The sequence below is a fragment of the Streptomyces sp. UF-297 genome (assembly GCF_058245575.1).
In genome coordinates this window covers 61,824-79,313 of the sequence record NZ_JBSIBZ010000006.1, presented here as the reverse complement: position 1 = coordinate 79,313, position 17,490 = coordinate 61,824, and the positions used below count along the sequence as shown (strand labels likewise).

Genomic DNA, 17,490 nt, shown 5'->3' with positions numbered 1-17,490 from the left:
ACCGGCGGGACGGCGTGAAGAAGATGTGCGGGGGCCATGGCGGCTGGGTGATCCGGCTGTCGGGCCCCGCCCCTCTGCCGTACGGTTTCTGCAGATGAGAGAAACACCCCGTCCGCAGGGGACTGCGGACGACGCCCGGCCGGCGCTGCCCCAGCTCCGTGTCGGCCGTGCCCTCGCGCACGACTCCGGGGCCCCCGTCACACCGGGCGCCGGAAATCCTCACCGATCGGATGGCCGCCCGCCCCAAACCCCCCGGGGCGCGCGGCACACCGATCCCCTCGGCCGCCCCGGAACCACCCCCCCTGTTCCGGGGCGGCCGGCCCTTCTCGCGCTGCTGTGCGCGCTGCTCTTCGCGGCCATCACCTGGCAGGTCCTCTCGCACGGCCCGCTGCGCACCCTCGACGAACGCCTGGACCGCGCCGTAGTGGGCCGCGGCCCCGCGCCCCTGACCGAATTCCTCGCCGACCTCGGCAACCTCCAGGTCGCCCTCCCCGTCCTGGCCCTCGCCCTCGTCTTCACCGCCTGGCGGGCCCGCCGCACCACCACCCCCCACTGGTGGCTCCCCCCGCTGACTGCCACCGCGGCCATGGCCCTCCTGCCCGCCCTCGTCGCCCCTCTCAAAGCGGCCGTCGCCCGCCCCGCCCCGCCCGCCCTCCTGGAGGGAACCACCGGCTTCTACCCCTCCGGCCACGCCGCCACCGCCACCCTCGCCTACGGCGCCACCGCCCTCCTCCTCTCCCCCCACCTCCCCCCACTCCCCCGCCGCCTCCTCACCCCCACCGCCGCCCTCATCAACCTCGCAGTCGCCACCGGCCTCGTCCTGCGCGGCTACCACTGGCCCCTGGACACCGTGGGCAGCTGGTGCCTGTGCGGGGTGCTGTTGTGCGCCGTGGCGTGCGTGGCCGGGCGGTGCCGGCCTCCCCGGCGAGACCGCCCAGGGACCTGAGCCCGCCCCCTGCACAGCGGTAGGGAGCAGTGCCGTACAGGGCCCGGAGCAGGGGCGGTGGACGGGAGCTGGCGTGCCGGGCCCGGCGTACCACGTCCCACCGGGCGGCCGTCGCCGGCGCGTGCCTGACCGCGGTCCTCCTCCGGTCCTCCTCGATCCCCGTCCGCCCCCGTGCGGGCGTCGCCTCACCGTTCACGGCTCAGGCCCGCCGCTGCTTCGTGCATGGCCAGTTCGAGGACGGCGGGGTCGGTGAGCAGGCCGGTGCCGTCCGGGGGGACGACCCAGCGGACGCCGCCGGTGGCGCGGCCGGGGTAGGGGACGACGATCCAGGTGCCGCGGCCGGCGCCGCGTACGCCGGTGCCCAGCCAGCGGGTGGCGGTGCCGGGGGGTACGAAGAAGCCGGTGCGGCAGTCGCCGAAGTCGGTGAGTACGGGGCCGGGACGGTCGATGAAGCGGGCCAGCACGTCGAGTGTGGGGCAGCCGAGTTCGCCCGGCACGATCAGTACGTCCCAGAGCATGCCGGCCGGGAGGAGCGCCACCCCCAGGGGGTTGCGCTCCCATTCCCAGCGGCAGGCCTCCGGGTCCGGTGCCACCGATACCAGCCATTCCACTGCGCCTTTGGCCCCCGCGGCATTCATGTCTGCCCTCGCTTCCCCGGCCCCCTCGGGCCGTATGTCCTACGGGGGAAGAGACGGCGCGCCGGGGATCCTTACACGGGTTGGCGGGTGACTTTTCGGTGACAGGGGTTACAAATGGCCCGCGAGTGGTGCGCGGGCGTATCCGGAGGGCGCAAGGCGGGCCCCCGAAAGGGGTGCGGGGAACTGTGCGACCAGCCCTCACCGGCCCGCGGTGTCAGGTCCACGCTTCCGGCGCGGCGCAGCGCACCGCTCAGCTGTCGAAGCCCAGGCCGACGCGGTCCATGCCGCGCAGCCACAGGTTGCGGCGGCCGCCGTGGGTGTCGGCGCGGGTCATCGACCACTGGGTGATGCCGATGCCCGCCCAGCGCAGCGGTTCGGGCGGGAAGGGCAGGGGCTTGGAGCGGACCATCGACAGGCGGGTGCGTTCGGTGCGTTCGCCGCTGAGCAGGTCGAGCATGACCTCGGCGCCGAAGCGGGTGGCGCCCACGCCCAGGCCCGTGTAGCCGGCGGCGTAGGCGACCCGGCCGGAGTGCGCGGTGCCGAAGAAGGCGGAGAAGCGGGAGCAGGTGTCGATGGCGCCGCCCCAGGTGTGGGTGAAGCGCAGGCCCGCCAGCTGCGGGAAGCAGCGGAAGAAGTGCCGGGCGAGCTTTTCGTAGGTGGCCGGGTGGTGGTCGTACTCGGCGCGTACCCCGCCGCCGTAGCGGTAGACGATGTCGTAGCCGCCCCACAGGATGCGGTGGTCGGCGGTGAGGCGGAAGTAGTGGAAGTGGTTGTTGGAGTCGGACAGGCCCTGGCGCCTCTTCCAGCCGATGGCGGCGAGCTGGTCGGCGGTGAGCGGTTCGGTCATCAGCGCGTGGTCGTAGACCGGGACGATGTACGGGCGCACCCTGCGGATCAGGGACGGGAAGGCGTTGGTGCCCAGCGCGATACGGCGGGCGAAGACGCGCCCGTAGGGGGTGCGGGCTGCCATGCCCGGGCCCTCGGCGGCCAGGGCGGTGGCGGGGGTGTGCTCGTAGATGCGTACACCCGCCTCCAGGCAGGCGCGCTTGAGGCCCCAGGCCAGCCTGGCCGGGTTGAGCATGGCCACGCCGCGCCGGTCCCACAGCCCGGCCAGGAACGTCGGGGAGTCCACTTCGGCGCGCAGCTCGTCGCGGTCCAGGAACCGGTATCCGCTCAGGCCCAGGCGGGCGGCGTCCTCGGCGCTCTCGTGCAGCTCGGCGATCTGGTGCGGCTCGGTGGCGATGTCGATCTCGCCGGTGCGCTCGAAGGCGCAGTCGATGCCGTAGCGGGCGACGGCGGACTCGATCGCGTCCAGGTTGGCGGAGCCGAGGGCTTCGAGCTGCGCCAACTCCTGTGGCCAGCGGGCGAGTCCGTTGCCCAGGCCGTGGGTCAGGGAGGCGGCGCAGAAGCCGCCGTTGCGGCCGGAGGCGGCCCAGGCGATCTCCTGGCCCTCGATCAGGACGACATCGCGCTGCGGGTCGCGCTCCTTGGCGATCAGCGCGGTCCACAGGCCGCTGTAGCCGCCGCCGACGACGAGCAGGTCGCCGTGCTCGTCGCCCACGAGGGCCGGGCAGGCGGCCGGGCGGTCCTCGTCGTCCAGCCAGAAGGGGGTGGGTCGGGCGTCCGCGAGGGCGCGCAGGGGGGTGGTCATGGCAGCTCGTGCCATGGTTCTCAGCTCCTTTTACGGCGTCCGGTCAGCAGTTGCCCGCCCAGGACACAGACCACGGCGAGCAGGAACATCGCCGTTCCGATGACATTGATCTGAACGGGCGTGCCCCGCTGTGCCGAACCCCAGACGAACATGGGGAAGGTCACGGTGGAGCCCGCGTTGAAGTTGGTGATGATGAAGTCGTCGAAGGACAGGGCGAAGGAGAGCAGCGCGCCGGCCGCGATGCCGGGGGCCGCGATGGGCAGCGTGACCCTCAGGAAGGTCTGCGTGGGGGTCGCGTAGAGGTCCTGGGCGGCCTGTTCCAGGCGTGGGTCCATGCTCATCACGCGCGCCTTGACGGCGGTGACCACGAAGCTCAGGCAGAACATGATGTGCGCGATCAGGATCGTCCAGAAGCCGAACTCGATGCCCATGTTGAGGAAGAGGGTGGCCAGGGAGGCGGCCATGACGACCTCGGGCATGGCCATCGGCAGGAAGATCAGGGTGTTGACGCAGGAGCGCGCGCGGAAGCGGTAGCGGGCCAGCGCGAACGCGATCATGGTGCCGAGGACGGTGGCGCCGAGCGTCGCCCACAGCGCGATCCTGAGGCTCAGTCCGAGCGATCCGCACAGGTCGGCGACGCCGCACGGGTCGGCCCAGGCGTCGGTGGAGAAGCGCTGCCACTCGTAGTTGAAGCGGCCGTTGGGCTTGTTGAAGGAGAAGACCAGCACGATGACGTTGGGCAGGATCAGATACGCCAGCGTCAACAGGCCGGCGAAGACGACGAGATGGCGCCGTACCCATCGAAGAGCGGCCCTCACACCAGATCCTCCGTCCCGGACTTGCGGATGTAGAGCGTGACCATGGCGAGGATGGCCGCCATGAGGAGGAAGGAGAGCGCGGCGGCGGTCGGGTAGTCCAGGACCCGCAGGAACTGGGACTGGATGACGTTGCCGATCATCTTCTGGTCCGTGGAGCCCAGCAGTTCGGCGTTGATGTAGTCGCCGGCGGCCGGGATGAAGGTGAGCAGGGTCCCGGCGACCACGCCCGGCATGGACAGCGGGAAGGTGACCTTGCGGAAGGTGGTGGCGGGGCGCGCGTACAGGTCGCCCGCGGCTTCGTGCAGCCGGGGGTCGATGCGCTCCAGCGAGCCGTACAGCGGAAGGATCATGAAGGGCAGGAAGTTGTACGTCAGGCCGCAGACCACCGCCAGCGGTGTGGCCAGTACGCGTTCGCCCTCGGTCAGGCCCAGCCAGCTGGTGACGTCCAGGATGTGCAGGGTGTTCAGGGCGCCGACGACGGGGCCGCCGTCGGCCAGGATCGTCTTCCAAGCGAGGGTGCGGATCAGGAAGCTGGTGAAGAACGGCGCGATGACCAGGATCATCACCAGGTTGCGCCAGCGGCCCGCCTTGAAGGCGATCAGGTACGCCAGGGGGTAGCCGAGCACCAGGCACAGCACGGTGGCGGTGGCGGCGTAGCCCACCGAGCGCAAGAACTGCGGCCAGTACTCGCCGATCGCCTCCCAGTAGGTGGCGAAGTGCCAGGTGACCTTGAAGCCCTCTTCCAGGGAGCCGGTCTGTACGGAGGTCGAGGCCTGGTAGACGAGCGGGGCGGCGAAGAAGACCAGCAGCCACAGGATGCCGGGCAGCAGCAGCCAGTAGGGGACCACGCGTCTGCGGGCGGGGGGCTTGCGCACGAGTGGCCCCGGCTCGGCGGGCGGCGCCTCGGTGAGCGTCACGCGGCCTCCTCGTCCCGGTCGGTGCCGGCCTGGATGTCCTGGTCGGCGTCCAGCCCGAAGGTGTGCGCCGGGTTCCAGTGCAGGACCACGTCGGCGCCGGGGACGAGCCGGGTGTCGCGCTCGATGTTCTGCTCGTAGACGGCCAGTTCGCCCGCGCCGCGGGTGTCGATGACGTACTGGGTGGAGACCCCGATGAAGCTGGCGTCCTTGATGCGGCCGGCGATGCGGTTGTGGCCCTCGGCGACGGAGGCGGCGTCGTCGGTGTGCGCCAGGGCCATCTTCTCGGGCCGTACGCCCGCCAGGACCTTCTCGCCCGCCTTGGCCGAGGCGGCGCTGCAGCGCTTCGCGGGCAGCCGCAGCTTCACCTCCCCCACGCTCAGCAGCAGGTCGCTGCCGCCCGCCTCGGTGATCTGTGCCTCGATGAGGTTGGAGGTGCCCAGGAAGTTGGCGACGAAGGTGGTGGCGGGGTTCTCGTACAGGTCGGCGGGGGCGCCCAGTTGCTCGACGCGGCCGCCGTTCATCACCGCGACGGTGTCGGCCATCGTCATGGCCTCCTCCTGGTCGTGGGTGACGTGCACGAAGGTGATGCCCACCTCGGTCTGGATGCGCTTGAGCTCCAGCTGCATCTGGCGGCGCAGTTTGAGGTCGAGGGCGCCCAGCGGCTCGTCCAGGAGCAGCACTTGGGGGTGGTTGATCAGCGCGCGGGCGACGGCGACGCGCTGCTGCTGGCCGCCGGAGAGCTGCTGCGGCTTGCGGCGCGCCATCGGGCCCAGCTGTACGAGCTCCAGCATCGCCTCGACCTGTTTCTTCACGGACTTGATGCCGCGGCGGCGCAGTCCGAAGGCGACGTTCTCGTAGATGTCCAGGTGCGGGAAGAGCGCGTAGTTCTGGAAGACGGTGTTGACCGGGCGCTTGTAGGGAGGCAGCGCGGTGACGTCCTTGCCCGCGAGTTCGACGGTGCCCGTGGTGGGGTCCTCCAGTCCCGCGATCATGCGCAGGGTGGTGGTCTTGCCGCAGCCGGAGGCGCCCAGCAGCGCGAAGAAGGAGCCCGCGGGGACCGTGAGGTCCAGGGGGTGGACGGCGGTGAAGCTGCCGTAGGTCTTGCTGATGCCGGTGAGGCGGACATCGCCGCCCGAGGTCTGTGTCATGTCAGGGGTCCCCTGGAGAGTGGAGGAGGGGGTGGGTCGGGCGCCGGGAGGGGGAGGGTGGGTCGGGCGCAGGGAGGAGAAGGGTGGGTCAGGCGCCGGTGAGGTCGGAGAACTTCCTGGCGAACTCCTCGTTCTCCTGGCTCGTCAGCGCCCGGAAGGCGTGCGACCTGGCGGCCATCTCCCGGTCCGGGAGGATCAGCGGGTGGGCCGCCAGCTCCTTGTCGATCTTCGCCAGTTCCTCGCGTACGCCCTCGACCGGGCAGACGTAGGTGATGTGGGCCGCGATGCGCGCCGCCACCTTGGGCTCGTAGTAGTAGTCGATCAGCCGCTCGGCGTTCTTCTTGTGGCGCGCGGTGTCGGGCACCATCAGGTTGTCCGTCGAGGTCATGTAACCGGCGCGCGGGATGGCGTACTTGATGTCCGGGTTGTCGCGCTGGAGCTGGACGACGTCGCCCGCCCAGGCCACACACGCCGCCAGATCGCCCTTGCTGAGGTCGTTGATGTAGTCGTTGCCGGTGAAGCGGCGGATCTGGCCGCTGTCGACGCCCTTCTGGAGCCGGGCCAGGGCCGCGTCGAAGTCGCCGGAGGTGACGTCCTCGGGGCGCTTGCCCATGTCCAGCAGGGTCAGTCCGACGCTGTCGCGCATCTCGGAGAGGAAGCCGACGCGCCCCTTGAGCGCGGGGTCTTCCAGGAGCTGGCCGACGGAGTCGACCGTCCGTCCCCGCGTCGCCTTCGCGTTGTAGGCGATGACGGCGGGGATGCCCGTCCAGGGGTAGGAGTGGACCCGGCCCGGGTCCCAGTCGGGGTCGCGGAACTGCGGGGAGAGGTTGGCGCGGGCGTGCGGCAGGCTCGCGGCGTCCAGCTTCTGGATCCAGCCGAGCGAGATCATCCGCGCGCACATCCAGTCGGTGAGGACGATCAGGTCCCTTCCGGTGTCCTGGCGGGCCGCGAGCTGGGCCTTGACCTTGCCGAAGAACTCGTCGTTGTCGTTGATGTCCTCGGTGTACTTGACCGTGATGCCGGTACGCCGGGTGAAGGCGTCCAGCGTCGGGCGGCCGCCGCCGTCCTCGTCGGCGTCCATGTACTCGGTCCAGTTGGAGAAGCTGACGCGCTTCTCCTGCGCGGAGTGATCGCGCGCGGGCTCCGCGCCCTGGCGGCCCGCGGGCGGGATGCCGCAGGCCGCCAGGGCGCCGAGCCCGCCCAGGGCGAGCGCGCCGGCGCCGCTCGCGCGCAGCAGCGACCGGCGGGTCATGGCCAGACGGCCGTCGGCCAGACTGCGGCGCACGGCGGCGAGTTCGGGCGCGGAGGGTGGATCGGGCTGCTCGTGGTGCTCCATGCGCACTGCCCCTTCAAGGAGTCGGGCCCGGTGGTCGGCCGGCGGCCGTCACCTGTCCCCGAAGACGGTGCGGTGCCAGTCCTTCCTGGCGAGCGCGGTGTTGTCGATCATGACGTGCTTGACCTGGGTGTACTCCTCGAAGGAGTAGGCGGACATGTCCTTGCCGAAGCCGGAGGCCTTGTACCCGCCGTGCGGCATCTCGCTGATGATCGGGATGTGGTCGTTGACCCACACACAGCCCGCCTTGATCTCGCGGGTGGCGCGGTTCGTACGGTAGACATCGCGGCTCCAGGCGGAGGCCGCGAGCCCGTAGGGGGTGTCGTTGGCCAGCGCCAGGCCCTCGTCGTCGCTGTCGAAGGGCAGGACGACCAGGACGGGGCCGAAGATCTCGCGCTGCACGATCTCGCTGTCCTGGGCGGCACCGGTGATCAGCGTCGGGCGGTAGTACGCGCCGTCGGCCAGGGCGCTGTTCTTGCCGAAAGCGGGCGCCTCGCCGCCGGTGACGACGGTGGCGTACGCGCGCGCCCGGTCCACGAATCCGGCGACGCGGTCGCGCTGGGCGTGCGAGATCAGCGGGCCGAGGTCGGTGGCCGTATCGAAGGGGTCGCCCAGCCGTACGGTGGCCATCAGGTCGGCGACACCGCTCACGAAGGCGTCGTACAGGGGGCGTTGGACGTAGGCGCGGGTGGCGGCGGTGCAGTCCTGGCCAGTGTTGATCAGCGCGCCGGCGACCGCGCCGTGCACGGCGGCCTCCAGATCGGCGTCGTCGAAGACCACGAAGGGGGCCTTGCCGCCCAGTTCGAGGTGCAGGCGCTTGGGCCACGGGGAGGCGGTGGTGGCGATCTCGGCGACCCGCCTGCCGACTTCGGTGGACCCGGTGAAGGAGGTCATGGCGACGGACGGGTGGCCGACCAGGTGTTCGCCGGCGTCCCGGCCCGCGCCCGCGACGATGTTGAGCACGCCGTCGGGGATACCGGCCGCGCTCGCCGCCTGCGCGAACATCAGCGAGGTCAGCGGGGTGTTCTCGGCGGGCTTGAGCACGATGGTGTTGCCCGCCGCGATGGCCGGCAGCACCTTCCAGGCGGCCATCTGCAGCGGGTAGTTCCAGGGGGCGATGGAGCCGACGACGCCGATGGGCTCGCGGCGTACGCAGGAGGTGTGGTCGCCGCTGTACTCCCCCGCCGAGCTGCCCTGGAGGTGGCGGGCGGCGCCCGCGAAGAAGGCGGTGTTGTCGATGGAGCCGGGGACGTCGAACTCCCGGCTGAGCTTGATCGGTTTGCCGCACTGCAGGGACTCGGCCCGGGCCAGGTCCTCGGCCCCTTCGGCCAAGAGAGCGGCGAAGCGGTGCATCGCGTCCGAGCGCTCGCCGGGGGTGGCGCCCGCCCACTGCGGCAGGGCCCGCTCGGCGGCCTCAACGGCCGCGTCCACCTCGGCGGTGGAGGCCAGTTCGTAGCGGAACACCGCCTCGCCCGTGGCCGGGTCGACAACCGTCTGCGTGCGGCCCGAAGTGCCGTGTGCGAGCGTCCCTCCGATGTACTGCGCGCCCTTGGCGAACCGCTCCGTCACATCGCGCACATCGCGTCGCTGGTCCATGGTGCTCTCCTCCGCCGGGACGCGGGGCGGTCCGCCCCGCTGCGGTGCCTGGCGTAGCTGGTTCCGGAATCGATGGCCGATCTTGACAGAGGAGACTGCCTCCAACAAGTGATTCCGTTGTTGCCTTTTGGTTACGCGACGGATTCTGCGATTTTCGTTGCGCACGCCCCGACACGTTGTCAGTGCCCGCTGACACAATCTCGGCATGATGCACGACGAAACGGGGGGCGCGGAAATGACGACGAAGACGTCAGGGGAAGCAGGGGCGGAAATCGGCGGGGCCTCGGCGGCCGCGGGGGCTGCCGGGGCCGTGGAGCCGGGCGGGGCGCGGGCTCACGGGGAGCCGGACGGGCCGCGCTCGGTCCAGGAGCTGCTGGCCGGGATCGCCGAGGGGCGAGCGTACAAGTACGTCTACTTCTGGGGGCACACCCCGCGGCGCGACGGCTCGCTGGGCGCGAGCTGCTTCAGCCAGTGGTGGCCCTCGCCGTTCACGGTCGACGGCGTCACCTACGCCACCGCCGAGCACTGGATGATGGCCGCAAAGGCACGGCTCTTCGGTGACCGGGAGGCGGAGCAGCAGGTCCTCGCGGCCACGCACCCCAAGCAGGCCAAGGACGCGGGCCGTGCGGTGCGCGGCTTCGACGAGGAGATATGGCGGGCGCACCGCTTCGCCCTGGTCCGCGAGGGCAGCGTCCACAAGTTCGGCCAGGACGCCGCGCTGCGCGCGTACCTCCTGGGTACGGGCTCGCGGGTGCTGGTGGAGGCCAGCCCGCTGGACCGGATCTGGGGGATCGGCCTGGCCGCCGACGACGAGCGGGCCCAGGACCCGGCCCGCTGGCTCGGCCCGAACCTGCTGGGCTTCGCGCTGATGGCGGCCCGTCAGGAGCTGGCCGAGGGGGTCTGAAGCGGGGGAGCCCGCAGCGGGGAGGGAAGGGGTGGCGGGAGCGCGGCCTCATAGACGTCGGAGGGGCGGCCCCGGTCGGGTTCGGAGCCGTCGCTCTCGTAGCCGGTGGTCGCCAGCAGAACGATCATGAGGGCGCTGATCAGCAGCGCGACGCCGCCCAGAATGAGCCCGGCCAGCGCCATACCGCCGTTGGTCGCCTCGCCCCTGGAGGCCTTGCCGCGGCCGACCGCGCCGAAGACGATCGCGAGGACCCCCAGCAGGATGCCGAAGATGACCGTGAAGCCCAGCACCGTGCCGACGATCCCGACGACCAGGGCCGCGATACCCAGCCCGTTGCTGGGGTGGGCGGGCACCCACGAGGTCTGGTACCCCGGCGCCGCCGGATAGCCCGGGCCGTAGGGGTAGCCGCCCTGGGCGCCGTACGGGTGCGGTGCGTACGGCGATGACGGGGCCTGGCCCGCGTAGGGCTGTGCCCCGTAGGGCCCGGGTGCCGTGCCAGGGCCGCCCTGTCCCCCGCCGCCGCCCTGCCTGCCCGGCGCGGGCGGCGGCGGGGGCACGTCGTAGGGGCCCAGGTTCTCGGGCGGCGGGGGCGGCATCGCTCCGGCCGGCCCGTGCGGCGCCGCGCCGGCCTGCGGCTGCGCCCACGGTGCCGGGCCCTGCGGTATCCGGTGGCCGGGGCCTGCCTGGGACCCAGGAGGCGGGTACGGCGACGCGGCTCCGGGGGCCTGGTACGGCGCCGCGGCTCCGGGGGGCTGGTGCGGGCCCGGTGCGCCCCAGCGCCGCCGGTCGCGCGGACTGTCGGCGCGGTCCGGATCGGGGGCCCGCCAGGGGTCCAGCTCGGGGGCGGGAGCCGGGGCGGGGGTGGGAGCCGAGGCCCGGCCGTCGGAGGCCTGGGCGCCGGGGGTGCAGGGGCGTCCTGAGGCGCCGGACTGCCCGCCGGAGCCGGACTGCCCGTCCGTATCGGACCGCCCGTCCGCGTCGGCCTGCCCGTCGGCCTCCGGGCGCCCCGCGCCCTCCCGCTTGGTCAGGGGGACCCGGCCCGCCGGTGGTACGGAGTCCTCGGGCCCTGCCGTGGGGTGCTGTGGCCCCTCGGCCCTGGCGCGGTCCTCGGGCGGGGCCCACGGATCATGCGGCTCGGGCCGCTGCTGCTGGCTGTCGGACATGGCACTCCCCATTCACTGTCCTGCCATGCTATGACCCCCGCCGCGGCCACGTGCAGGGCACACATACGATGACCGGGACCTGCGGCACCCCTTGCGACCTCGCCGACCCGCGCCCCCGACCTGGAGGAACCGTTGTCCGACCTCGACGCATTCATCGCGGGCCTGCCCAAGGCGGAACTTCACGTCCACCACGTGGGGTCGGCGTCCCCGCGCATCGTCTCCGCGCTGGCCGCCCGGCACCCGGACTCCCCGGTCCCCACCGACCCCGAGGCGCTGGCCGACTTCTTCACCTTCCGGGACTTCGCGCACTTCATCCAGGTCTACCTCTCCGTCGTGGACCTGATCCGCGACGCCGAGGACGTCCGGCTGCTGACGTACGAGGTCGCCCGCGACATGCAGCGGCAGAACATCCGCTACGCCGAGCTGACCGTCACCCCCTTCAGCTCCACCAGCCGCGGCATCCCCGACGCGGCCTTCGTCGAGGCCATCGAGGACGCCCGCAAGTCCGCGGAGTCCGAGCTGGGCGTCGTCCTGCGCTGGTGCTTCGACATCCCCGGCGAGGCCGGCCTGCCCGCAGCCGAGGAGACCACCCGCATCGCCACCGAGCTGCAGCCCGAGGGCCTGGTCTCCTTCGGGCTCGGCGGGCCCGAGATCGGCGTCCCGCGCCCGCAGTTCAAGCCGTTCTTCGACCGCGCCATCGCGGCCGGGCTGCGCTCCGTACCGCACGCGGGCGAGACCACGGGACCGCAGACCATCTGGGACGCGCTCACCGACCTGCGCGCCGAGCGCATCGGCCACGGCACCAGCGCCCCCCAGGACCCGAAGCTGCTGGCCCACCTCGCCGAGCGCCGTATCCCGCTGGAGGTCTGCCCCACCTCCAACATCGCGACCCGGGCCGTCCGCACGCTCGACGAGCACCCGATCAAGGACATGGTCGACGCGGGCGTGCTGGTCACCGTCAACAGCGACGACCCGCCCATGTTCGGCACCGACCTGAACCTCGAATACGGCGTCGCCGCACGGCTGTTGGACCTGGACGCGGCAGGGGTGGCGGCGCTCGCCAAGAACGCCGTCGAGGCGTCCTTCATGGACGCCCCCGCCAAGGCGCGCCTCGCGGCCGAGATCGACACCTACACCGCCTCGTGGCCGCGGTGACGGCTCCAGGCCCTCGCCCGGTGACCGCCGCCCCCGCCGCCCGGCGGCCCGCGGTCATCGGCCACCGCGGCGACCCGTACATCCGCCGCGAGAACACCCTCGCCGCCATCAGGGCGGCGCTGGAGGCCGGTGCCGACGCCGTGGAGATCGATGTGCGCCCTACCCGCGACGGCGTACCGGTGCTGCTCCACGACGCGACGCTGGAGCGCCTGTGGGGCCATGACCGCCCGCTCGCCGCGCTCACCTTCGCCCAGGTGCACGAGCTGACGGCGGGCGGCCTGCCGACGCTGCGCGACGCCCTCGCGCTGATCGCCAAGTACCCCGGCACGCGGGCCCTGGTCGACCTTCCCGACCCCGCGGCCGCGGCCTGCGCCGTCACCGAGGTGCACGAGTCCGGCGCGGCCCAGGGCGCCTACTACAGCGGCGGCGGCACCGCGATGCTGGCCGTGCGCGCCGCGGACCCGGACGCCGAGATCGCCTTCTCCTGGGCGCGTACGGCCCCGCCGCGCCCCGAGCTGCTGGCCCGCGTCCGGCCGCGCTGGCTCAACTACCACTTCGGGCTGGTGAGCCGGTCGCTGGTCCAACGCGCCCACGAGGAGGGCTACTTGGTCGCCGCGTGGACGGTGGACACGCCGCGTTCGGTGCGGCGGCTGCTGCGGGCCGGGGTGGACGCGGTCACCACCAACCGGGTGGGGGCGGTGCGGGAACTGGTCGGGCGCTGAGGCGGGCGCCGGTCCGTGGCGCGGGGCGCCGGGACGGCGCCCCGCTCACCCCGTCCGCTTGCCGTCGCGGACCCACAGGTCCTTGCCGCCCGCGATGACGGCCACCCCGTCGGCGCGCGTTCCGACGGCCGTGGGGTGCGCCCTGCCGCAGCCCAGCGCGGCGCGTTCGGCCCGCTTGCCGATGCCGCCCGTCCACACCGTGCCGCACCACTCGCGGTCCTTCATGACGCGGCCGAGCAGGACCAGCTGCCCGCCGCCGTCCACCACCGCGCCCGCGATCCAGCCCTCGCCCATCGCCGAGACGTCCTCGGTCTTCCGGGTGCGCCCATCCGCGCTGGTCATCGCGAACGGGAGGTCCCTCGCGCCGTACCGCAGCCGTCCGCCGTAGGCGAGACAGCGGTTGCCGTCGCGCAGTACGCCACTGATCGTCGCCCCCTTGGCGATCGGGCCGGCGGTGGAGGCCTGCCAGGTCCTGCCGCCGTCGGTGGAGGTCCACACCGGCACCCGCCGCGGCCCGTCGTCGGGCGCCGAGCCCAGCGCCACCACGCGTTCGCCGTCGGCGGCCATCGCGGTGACGCCGGAGAGCCACGGGCCGCTGCCGTCCGCCGCGAAGCCGGGCGGCCGCGGCAGCGTGGTCCGCTCCACGCTGCGCCCGCCGTCCGTGGAGACCCACAGCACGGGGCTGTTGCGGCGCAGCACGGGGCTGTTGCGGCGCCGCACGCTCACTCCGCCGCCGATCAGCAGCCGCTTTCCGCCGCGGACCATGGCGCGGGCGCCGCCGCCGTCGGCGGTTGCGGGGTCCACGCCCGGCTTGCGGTCGCCGGTGGGGACCTCGAGGTCCGCGAGGGTCTCCACCTCTCCGTCGGCCGTGCGCCGCACGAGGTGGGTGTCGGCGCCGAGCACCGAGCCGTCCGGCCCGGCCAGCACCGCCTGCCCGCCGACCCCGCCGCCGGACCAGCCGCCCTGGCCCTGGTTGGGGGCCCAGTCCTGGGGTACGTCCTCGCGGGCCGAGGAGGGCGCGGGGTCCAGGCGCAGCCGGGTGCAGTCGGCGTTGCCCATCCAGTTGGCGGTGACGTCGCGGAATCCGTTGGCGTACTTGCCCACGCCCAGGACGCACTGTCCGTACGGGACCAGGGCGTTCAGGCCCGGCTCGCCGCCGCTGTCCTCCTCGTGGGCGGGGTACTGGACGGCGGCGGGATGGTGCCGAAAGCCGAGGCTCTGGGGCGAGCGGCCGTTGGCGGCGGCGCCTCCGGCCGGCTGCTGGGACTGCGAGCAGTCAGGGGCGCGGGGAACTGCGCGAACGGCCACCGGCGGCCCGCAGCCGCCCACCGGGCCTGCCCCTCCCCCGCCCCCGACCGCACCGCCACCCCAGAGGCAACGGCGGGATTCCACCGCCGCCGGGACGGCGAGCGCTTCACCGAACAGCGCTTTTCGCCGCACGGCCGACCGCGGTGTCCGATTGGCGGACCACAGGGGCTGGATTTCGGACGACTTGCCACGGGGGTGTTGTCGGGGACCTGACAGCGTGCTGTGCCGGTGGGATGCTCAGCCTCAACTCGCGGGCCTGGACGCCCCTTTGACCCGACGGGAGCCGATCGCCCCGGCCCGCGACCCGTCCCACTGCTCCCCGGCACACCCCCCAGGCCGCACGGCTGCGGCCCCGCCAAAAGGAGTCAGACGCAGTGAAACTCTCCTCCTCCCTCCCATTGATAGCTGCCGCCGCCCTGGTCGCAGGGCTGCAGACCGGCACGGCCGGCGCGCAGGACGACGCTTCGGCCCCGCTCTCGCCACAGCAGCGCGTCGCATTGATCAAGGCCGCACAGGCCGACGCGGGCGCGACCGCCGGCTCGCTCGGGCTCGGGGACCGCGAGAAGCTGCTGGTCGCCGACGTCGTCAAGGACACCGACGGTACGGTGCACACGCGGTACGAGCGGACGTTCGCCGGACTCCCGGTACTGGGCGGCGACCTGATCACCCATCAGAGATCCGGCCGGCAATCCTCGTCCGTCACCAAGGCCACTGGAGCGACGATCAGTGTGCCGTCCACTACTCCCGAGAAGGGCGCCGCGTTCGCGCGTACGCACGCGCTCAAGGCGGCGTCGGCGGCGGGCGACAGCCGGTCCACGGCGAAGGCCCCCCGGCTGGTGGTCTGGGCCGCTTCCGGCAGGCCGGTGCTGGCCTGGGAAGCGGTGGCCACCGGGCTCCAACGGGACGGTTCGCCCAGTGAGTTGCATGTGATCTCCGATGCGAACCGCGGCACGGAGCTGTTCCGCTATCAGGCGGTGCGGCACGGCAGCGGCAACAGCAACTACAGCGGGCGGGTCACCGTCGACACCACGCAGAACGCCTCCACCAGGCTGTACGAGCTGATCGACCCCAAGCGCGGCAACCACCGCACCTGTGACATGCGCGGCGCCACGAGCGGCAGCTGCGCCACCTTCACCGACCCCGACGACAGCTGGGACGACCAGCGCCAGCGGGCGGGGGTGGACGCGCACTACGGGCACGCGATGACCTGGGACTACTACAAGGCCGTGCACGGGCGCAACGGCATCCGCGGGGACGGCAGGGGCAGCACCAGCCGGGTGCACTACGGCAACAACTACGCCAACGCGTTCTGGCAGGACTCCTGTTTCTGCATGACCTACGGGGACGGGCAGGGCAACGCCAAGCCGCTGACCTCGATCGACGTCGCCGCTCACGAGATGACGCACGGCGTCACCTCCGCCACCGCCAAGCTGGTCTACAGCGGTGAGTCCGGCGGCCTCAACGAGGGCACCTCCGACATCTTCGCGGCGACCACGGAGTTCTACACCAACAACCCCAACGACGTGGGCGACTACCTGGTGGGCGAGAAGGTCGACCTGTTCGGCAACGGCAGGCCGCTGCGCTACATGGACAAGCCCAGCAAGGACGGCCGCTCCAAGGACAGCTGGTACTCCGGCATCGGCAGCATCGACGTCCACTACTCCTCGGGCGTGGCCAACCACTTCTTCTACCTGCTGTCCGAGGGCAGCGGACCCAAGGTCATCAACGGCGTCAGCTACGACAGCCCCACGTACAACAACCAGCCGGTCACCGGGATCGGCCGGGCCGCGGCCGAGAAGATCTGGTACCGGGCGCTGACCGTCTACATGACCTCCAACACCAACTACAAGGCCGCGCGCACCGCGACGCTGAACGCGGCACGCGACCTGTACGGCCAGGGCAGCGCCAACTACAACGCGACCGCCGCCGCCTGGACCGGGGTGAACGTCACCTGAGCCACCGCACCGGTGCGGGCCGCCCGGCCCGCACCGGTCTCACAGCCCGGCGAGCGCGTTCCACTCCTTGGCGAAGGCGGGGCGCTCCTTGGGGGTGATGTCCCGGGCGATCGCCAGCCGGGCGCGCATCTCCTTGTCGGGGAAGACCAGCGGGTCCTCGGCGAGTTCGGCGCGCTCCTTGTCCTTGGCGGAGGCCAGTACCTCGCGCGCGGCCGGTACGGGGCACACATAGCTGACCCACAGCGCCAGTTCGGCGGCCACCTCGGGCTCGTAGTAGTAGTCGATGAGGCGTTCCGCGTTCTTCTTGTGGGCGGCGCGGTCGGGGATCATCAGGCTCTCCGCCCACAGCTCGGCGCCCTCTTGGGGCACCACGAACTCGATGTCCGGGTTGTCGGCCTTGAGCTGGATCACATCGCCGGAGTAGGCCTGGGCGGCGAGCACGTCGCCCGAGGCGAGGTCCTTGATGTAGTCGTTGCCGGTGAAGCGGCGGATGTGCTTCTTGCGCACCAGCGAGCGGATTTGATCGGTCATCCGGTAGAAGTCGTCCGCCTTCCAGCGGCCGATGTCCACTCCGTTGCCCTGCATGAGCATCGCGAAGGCCTCGTCCAGCCCGGCCAGCAGGGTGACCCGGCCGCGCAGATCGTCCTTCCACAGGTCGGCGGTGTGCCGGATCTCCCGGCCGAGCTTTCTGCGGTTGTACGCGATGCCGGTGATGCCGGACTGCCAGGGCACGCTGTGCCTGCGCCCGGGGTCGAAGTGCGGCCCGCGCAGCAGCGGGTCCAGATGGCGGGCGACGTGGGGCTGGCGGGCGCGGTCCATCTCCTGCACCCACCCCAGCCGTACGAAGCGGGCGCACATCCAGTCGCTGATGACGATCAGGTCGCGGCCCGTGGGCTGGTGGTTCATCAGCGCGGGGCTGATCTTCCCGAAGAACTCGTCGTTGTCGTTGATCTCTTCGGTGTAGGTGACGTCGATGCCGGTGCGCCGCCGGAAGGCGTCCAGAGTGGGCCGCTTGGTCTTGTCGTGGTCGTCGACGTCGATGTAGAGCGGCCAGTTGGCGAAGTGCAGCGCCTTGTCGCGCTCGGACAGGTCACGGGCGCCGCGGTCGCCCGGCTCGACGTACGCGGCGGGCACCCCGCACCCGGCGAGCGCCCCGGCCGCGAGCGCGCCCGCCGTACCGAGCAGCAGTGAACGCCGTGTCGGGCGCGCGAAACCCCAGTGATCAGCCATGGCGAG

General features: G+C 72.3%; 15 protein-coding genes. 5 read left to right on the top strand and 10 right to left on the bottom strand.

The features are described 5' to 3' along the window. The first annotated feature begins 94 nt into the window (after positions 1 to 94). Positions 95 to 946: a phosphatase PAP2 family protein gene (locus AC4IJH_RS05940; RefSeq protein WP_490850449.1), complete on the top strand. Its 852-nt coding sequence runs from the start codon at positions 95 to 97 to the stop codon at positions 944 to 946. Between the two features lie 185 nt (positions 947 to 1,131). Here the strand turns inward: AC4IJH_RS05940 and AC4IJH_RS05935 are convergent, their stop codons facing one another. The 7 genes from AC4IJH_RS05935 to AC4IJH_RS05905 form a co-directional block, all read right to left on the bottom strand. Beyond that, the gene (locus AC4IJH_RS05935; protein ID WP_490850448.1) at positions 1,132 to 1,584 is read right to left on the bottom strand and encodes a hypothetical protein; all 453 of its coding nucleotides are present in this window, start codon (positions 1,582 to 1,584) and stop codon (positions 1,132 to 1,134) included. Between the two features lie 250 nt (positions 1,585 to 1,834). Next, a complete protein-coding gene (locus AC4IJH_RS05930) occupies positions 1,835 to 3,250 on the bottom strand; it encodes an NAD(P)/FAD-dependent oxidoreductase (protein ID WP_490850447.1) in 1,416 nt (471 codons plus the stop codon). A gap of 5 nt (positions 3,251 to 3,255) precedes the next feature. After that, complete coding sequence (locus AC4IJH_RS05925; RefSeq protein ID WP_490850446.1) at positions 3,256 to 4,053, bottom strand: ABC transporter permease; 798 nt, start codon at positions 4,051 to 4,053, stop codon at positions 3,256 to 3,258. Next, positions 4,050 to 4,970 (bottom strand): ABC transporter permease, encoded by a 921-nt coding sequence (locus tag AC4IJH_RS05920; RefSeq protein ID WP_490850445.1) that lies wholly within the window; start codon positions 4,968 to 4,970, stop codon positions 4,050 to 4,052. Before AC4IJH_RS05920 ends, AC4IJH_RS05925 begins: the two co-directional genes overlap by 4 nt. Next, positions 4,967 to 6,118 (bottom strand): ABC transporter ATP-binding protein, encoded by a 1,152-nt coding sequence (locus AC4IJH_RS05915; RefSeq protein ID WP_490850444.1) that lies wholly within the window; start codon positions 6,116 to 6,118, stop codon positions 4,967 to 4,969. Before AC4IJH_RS05915 ends, AC4IJH_RS05920 begins: the two co-directional genes overlap by 4 nt. Before the next feature lie 88 nt (positions 6,119 to 6,206). Next, positions 6,207 to 7,454: a polyamine ABC transporter substrate-binding protein gene (locus AC4IJH_RS05910; RefSeq protein ID WP_490850443.1), complete on the bottom strand. Its 1,248-nt coding sequence runs from the start codon at positions 7,452 to 7,454 to the stop codon at positions 6,207 to 6,209. Positions 7,455 to 7,502: 48 nt separating this feature from the next. Continuing rightward, positions 7,503 to 9,047 carry a gamma-aminobutyraldehyde dehydrogenase gene (locus AC4IJH_RS05905; protein ID WP_490850442.1) on the bottom strand — a complete coding sequence of 515 codons (1,545 nt, stop codon included), beginning with the start codon at positions 9,045 to 9,047 and terminating at the stop codon, positions 7,503 to 7,505. Positions 9,048 to 9,252: 205 nt separating this feature from the next. Between AC4IJH_RS05905 and ybiA the strand changes: the two genes are divergently transcribed. Next, positions 9,253 to 9,951 carry a riboflavin biosynthesis intermediates N-glycosidase gene (gene ybiA, locus AC4IJH_RS05900; RefSeq protein ID WP_490850441.1) on the top strand — a complete coding sequence of 233 codons (699 nt, stop codon included), beginning with the start codon at positions 9,253 to 9,255 and terminating at the stop codon, positions 9,949 to 9,951. Here ybiA and AC4IJH_RS05895 read toward each other — a convergent pair. Beyond that, a complete protein-coding gene (locus tag AC4IJH_RS05895) occupies positions 9,927 to 11,114 on the bottom strand; it encodes a DUF4190 domain-containing protein (protein WP_490850440.1) in 1,188 nt (395 codons plus the stop codon). The genes ybiA and AC4IJH_RS05895 overlap by 25 nt on opposite strands. Before the next feature lie 132 nt (positions 11,115 to 11,246). Here AC4IJH_RS05895 and AC4IJH_RS05890 point away from each other — a divergent pair, with 132 nt between their 5' ends. Both AC4IJH_RS05890 and AC4IJH_RS05885 read left to right on the top strand, forming a co-directional pair. Further along, positions 11,247 to 12,269: an adenosine deaminase gene (locus tag AC4IJH_RS05890; protein ID WP_490850439.1), complete on the top strand. Its 1,023-nt coding sequence runs from the start codon at positions 11,247 to 11,249 to the stop codon at positions 12,267 to 12,269. 20 nt (positions 12,270 to 12,289) lie between these two features. Then, positions 12,290 to 12,991: a glycerophosphodiester phosphodiesterase gene (locus AC4IJH_RS05885; RefSeq protein ID WP_490850438.1), complete on the top strand. Its 702-nt coding sequence runs from the start codon at positions 12,290 to 12,292 to the stop codon at positions 12,989 to 12,991. Positions 12,992 to 13,036: 45 nt separating this feature from the next. Here AC4IJH_RS05885 and AC4IJH_RS05880 read toward each other — a convergent pair whose 3' ends face one another. Continuing rightward, complete coding sequence (locus AC4IJH_RS05880; RefSeq protein WP_490850437.1) at positions 13,037 to 14,299, bottom strand: beta propeller repeat protein; 1,263 nt, start codon at positions 14,297 to 14,299, stop codon at positions 13,037 to 13,039. 374 nt (positions 14,300 to 14,673) lie between these two features. Between AC4IJH_RS05880 and AC4IJH_RS05875 the strand changes: the two genes are divergently transcribed. Next, positions 14,674 to 16,254, top strand: a complete 1,581-nt coding sequence (locus tag AC4IJH_RS05875) for a M4 family metallopeptidase (protein WP_490850436.1) — start codon at positions 14,674 to 14,676, stop codon at positions 16,252 to 16,254. A 39-nt stretch (positions 16,255 to 16,293) separates the two neighbouring features. Here AC4IJH_RS05875 and AC4IJH_RS05870 read toward each other — a convergent pair whose 3' ends face one another. After that, positions 16,294 to 17,484, bottom strand: a complete 1,191-nt coding sequence (locus AC4IJH_RS05870; RefSeq protein WP_490850435.1) for a polyamine ABC transporter substrate-binding protein — start codon at positions 17,482 to 17,484, stop codon at positions 16,294 to 16,296. Positions 17,485 to 17,490 lie beyond the last annotated feature (6 nt).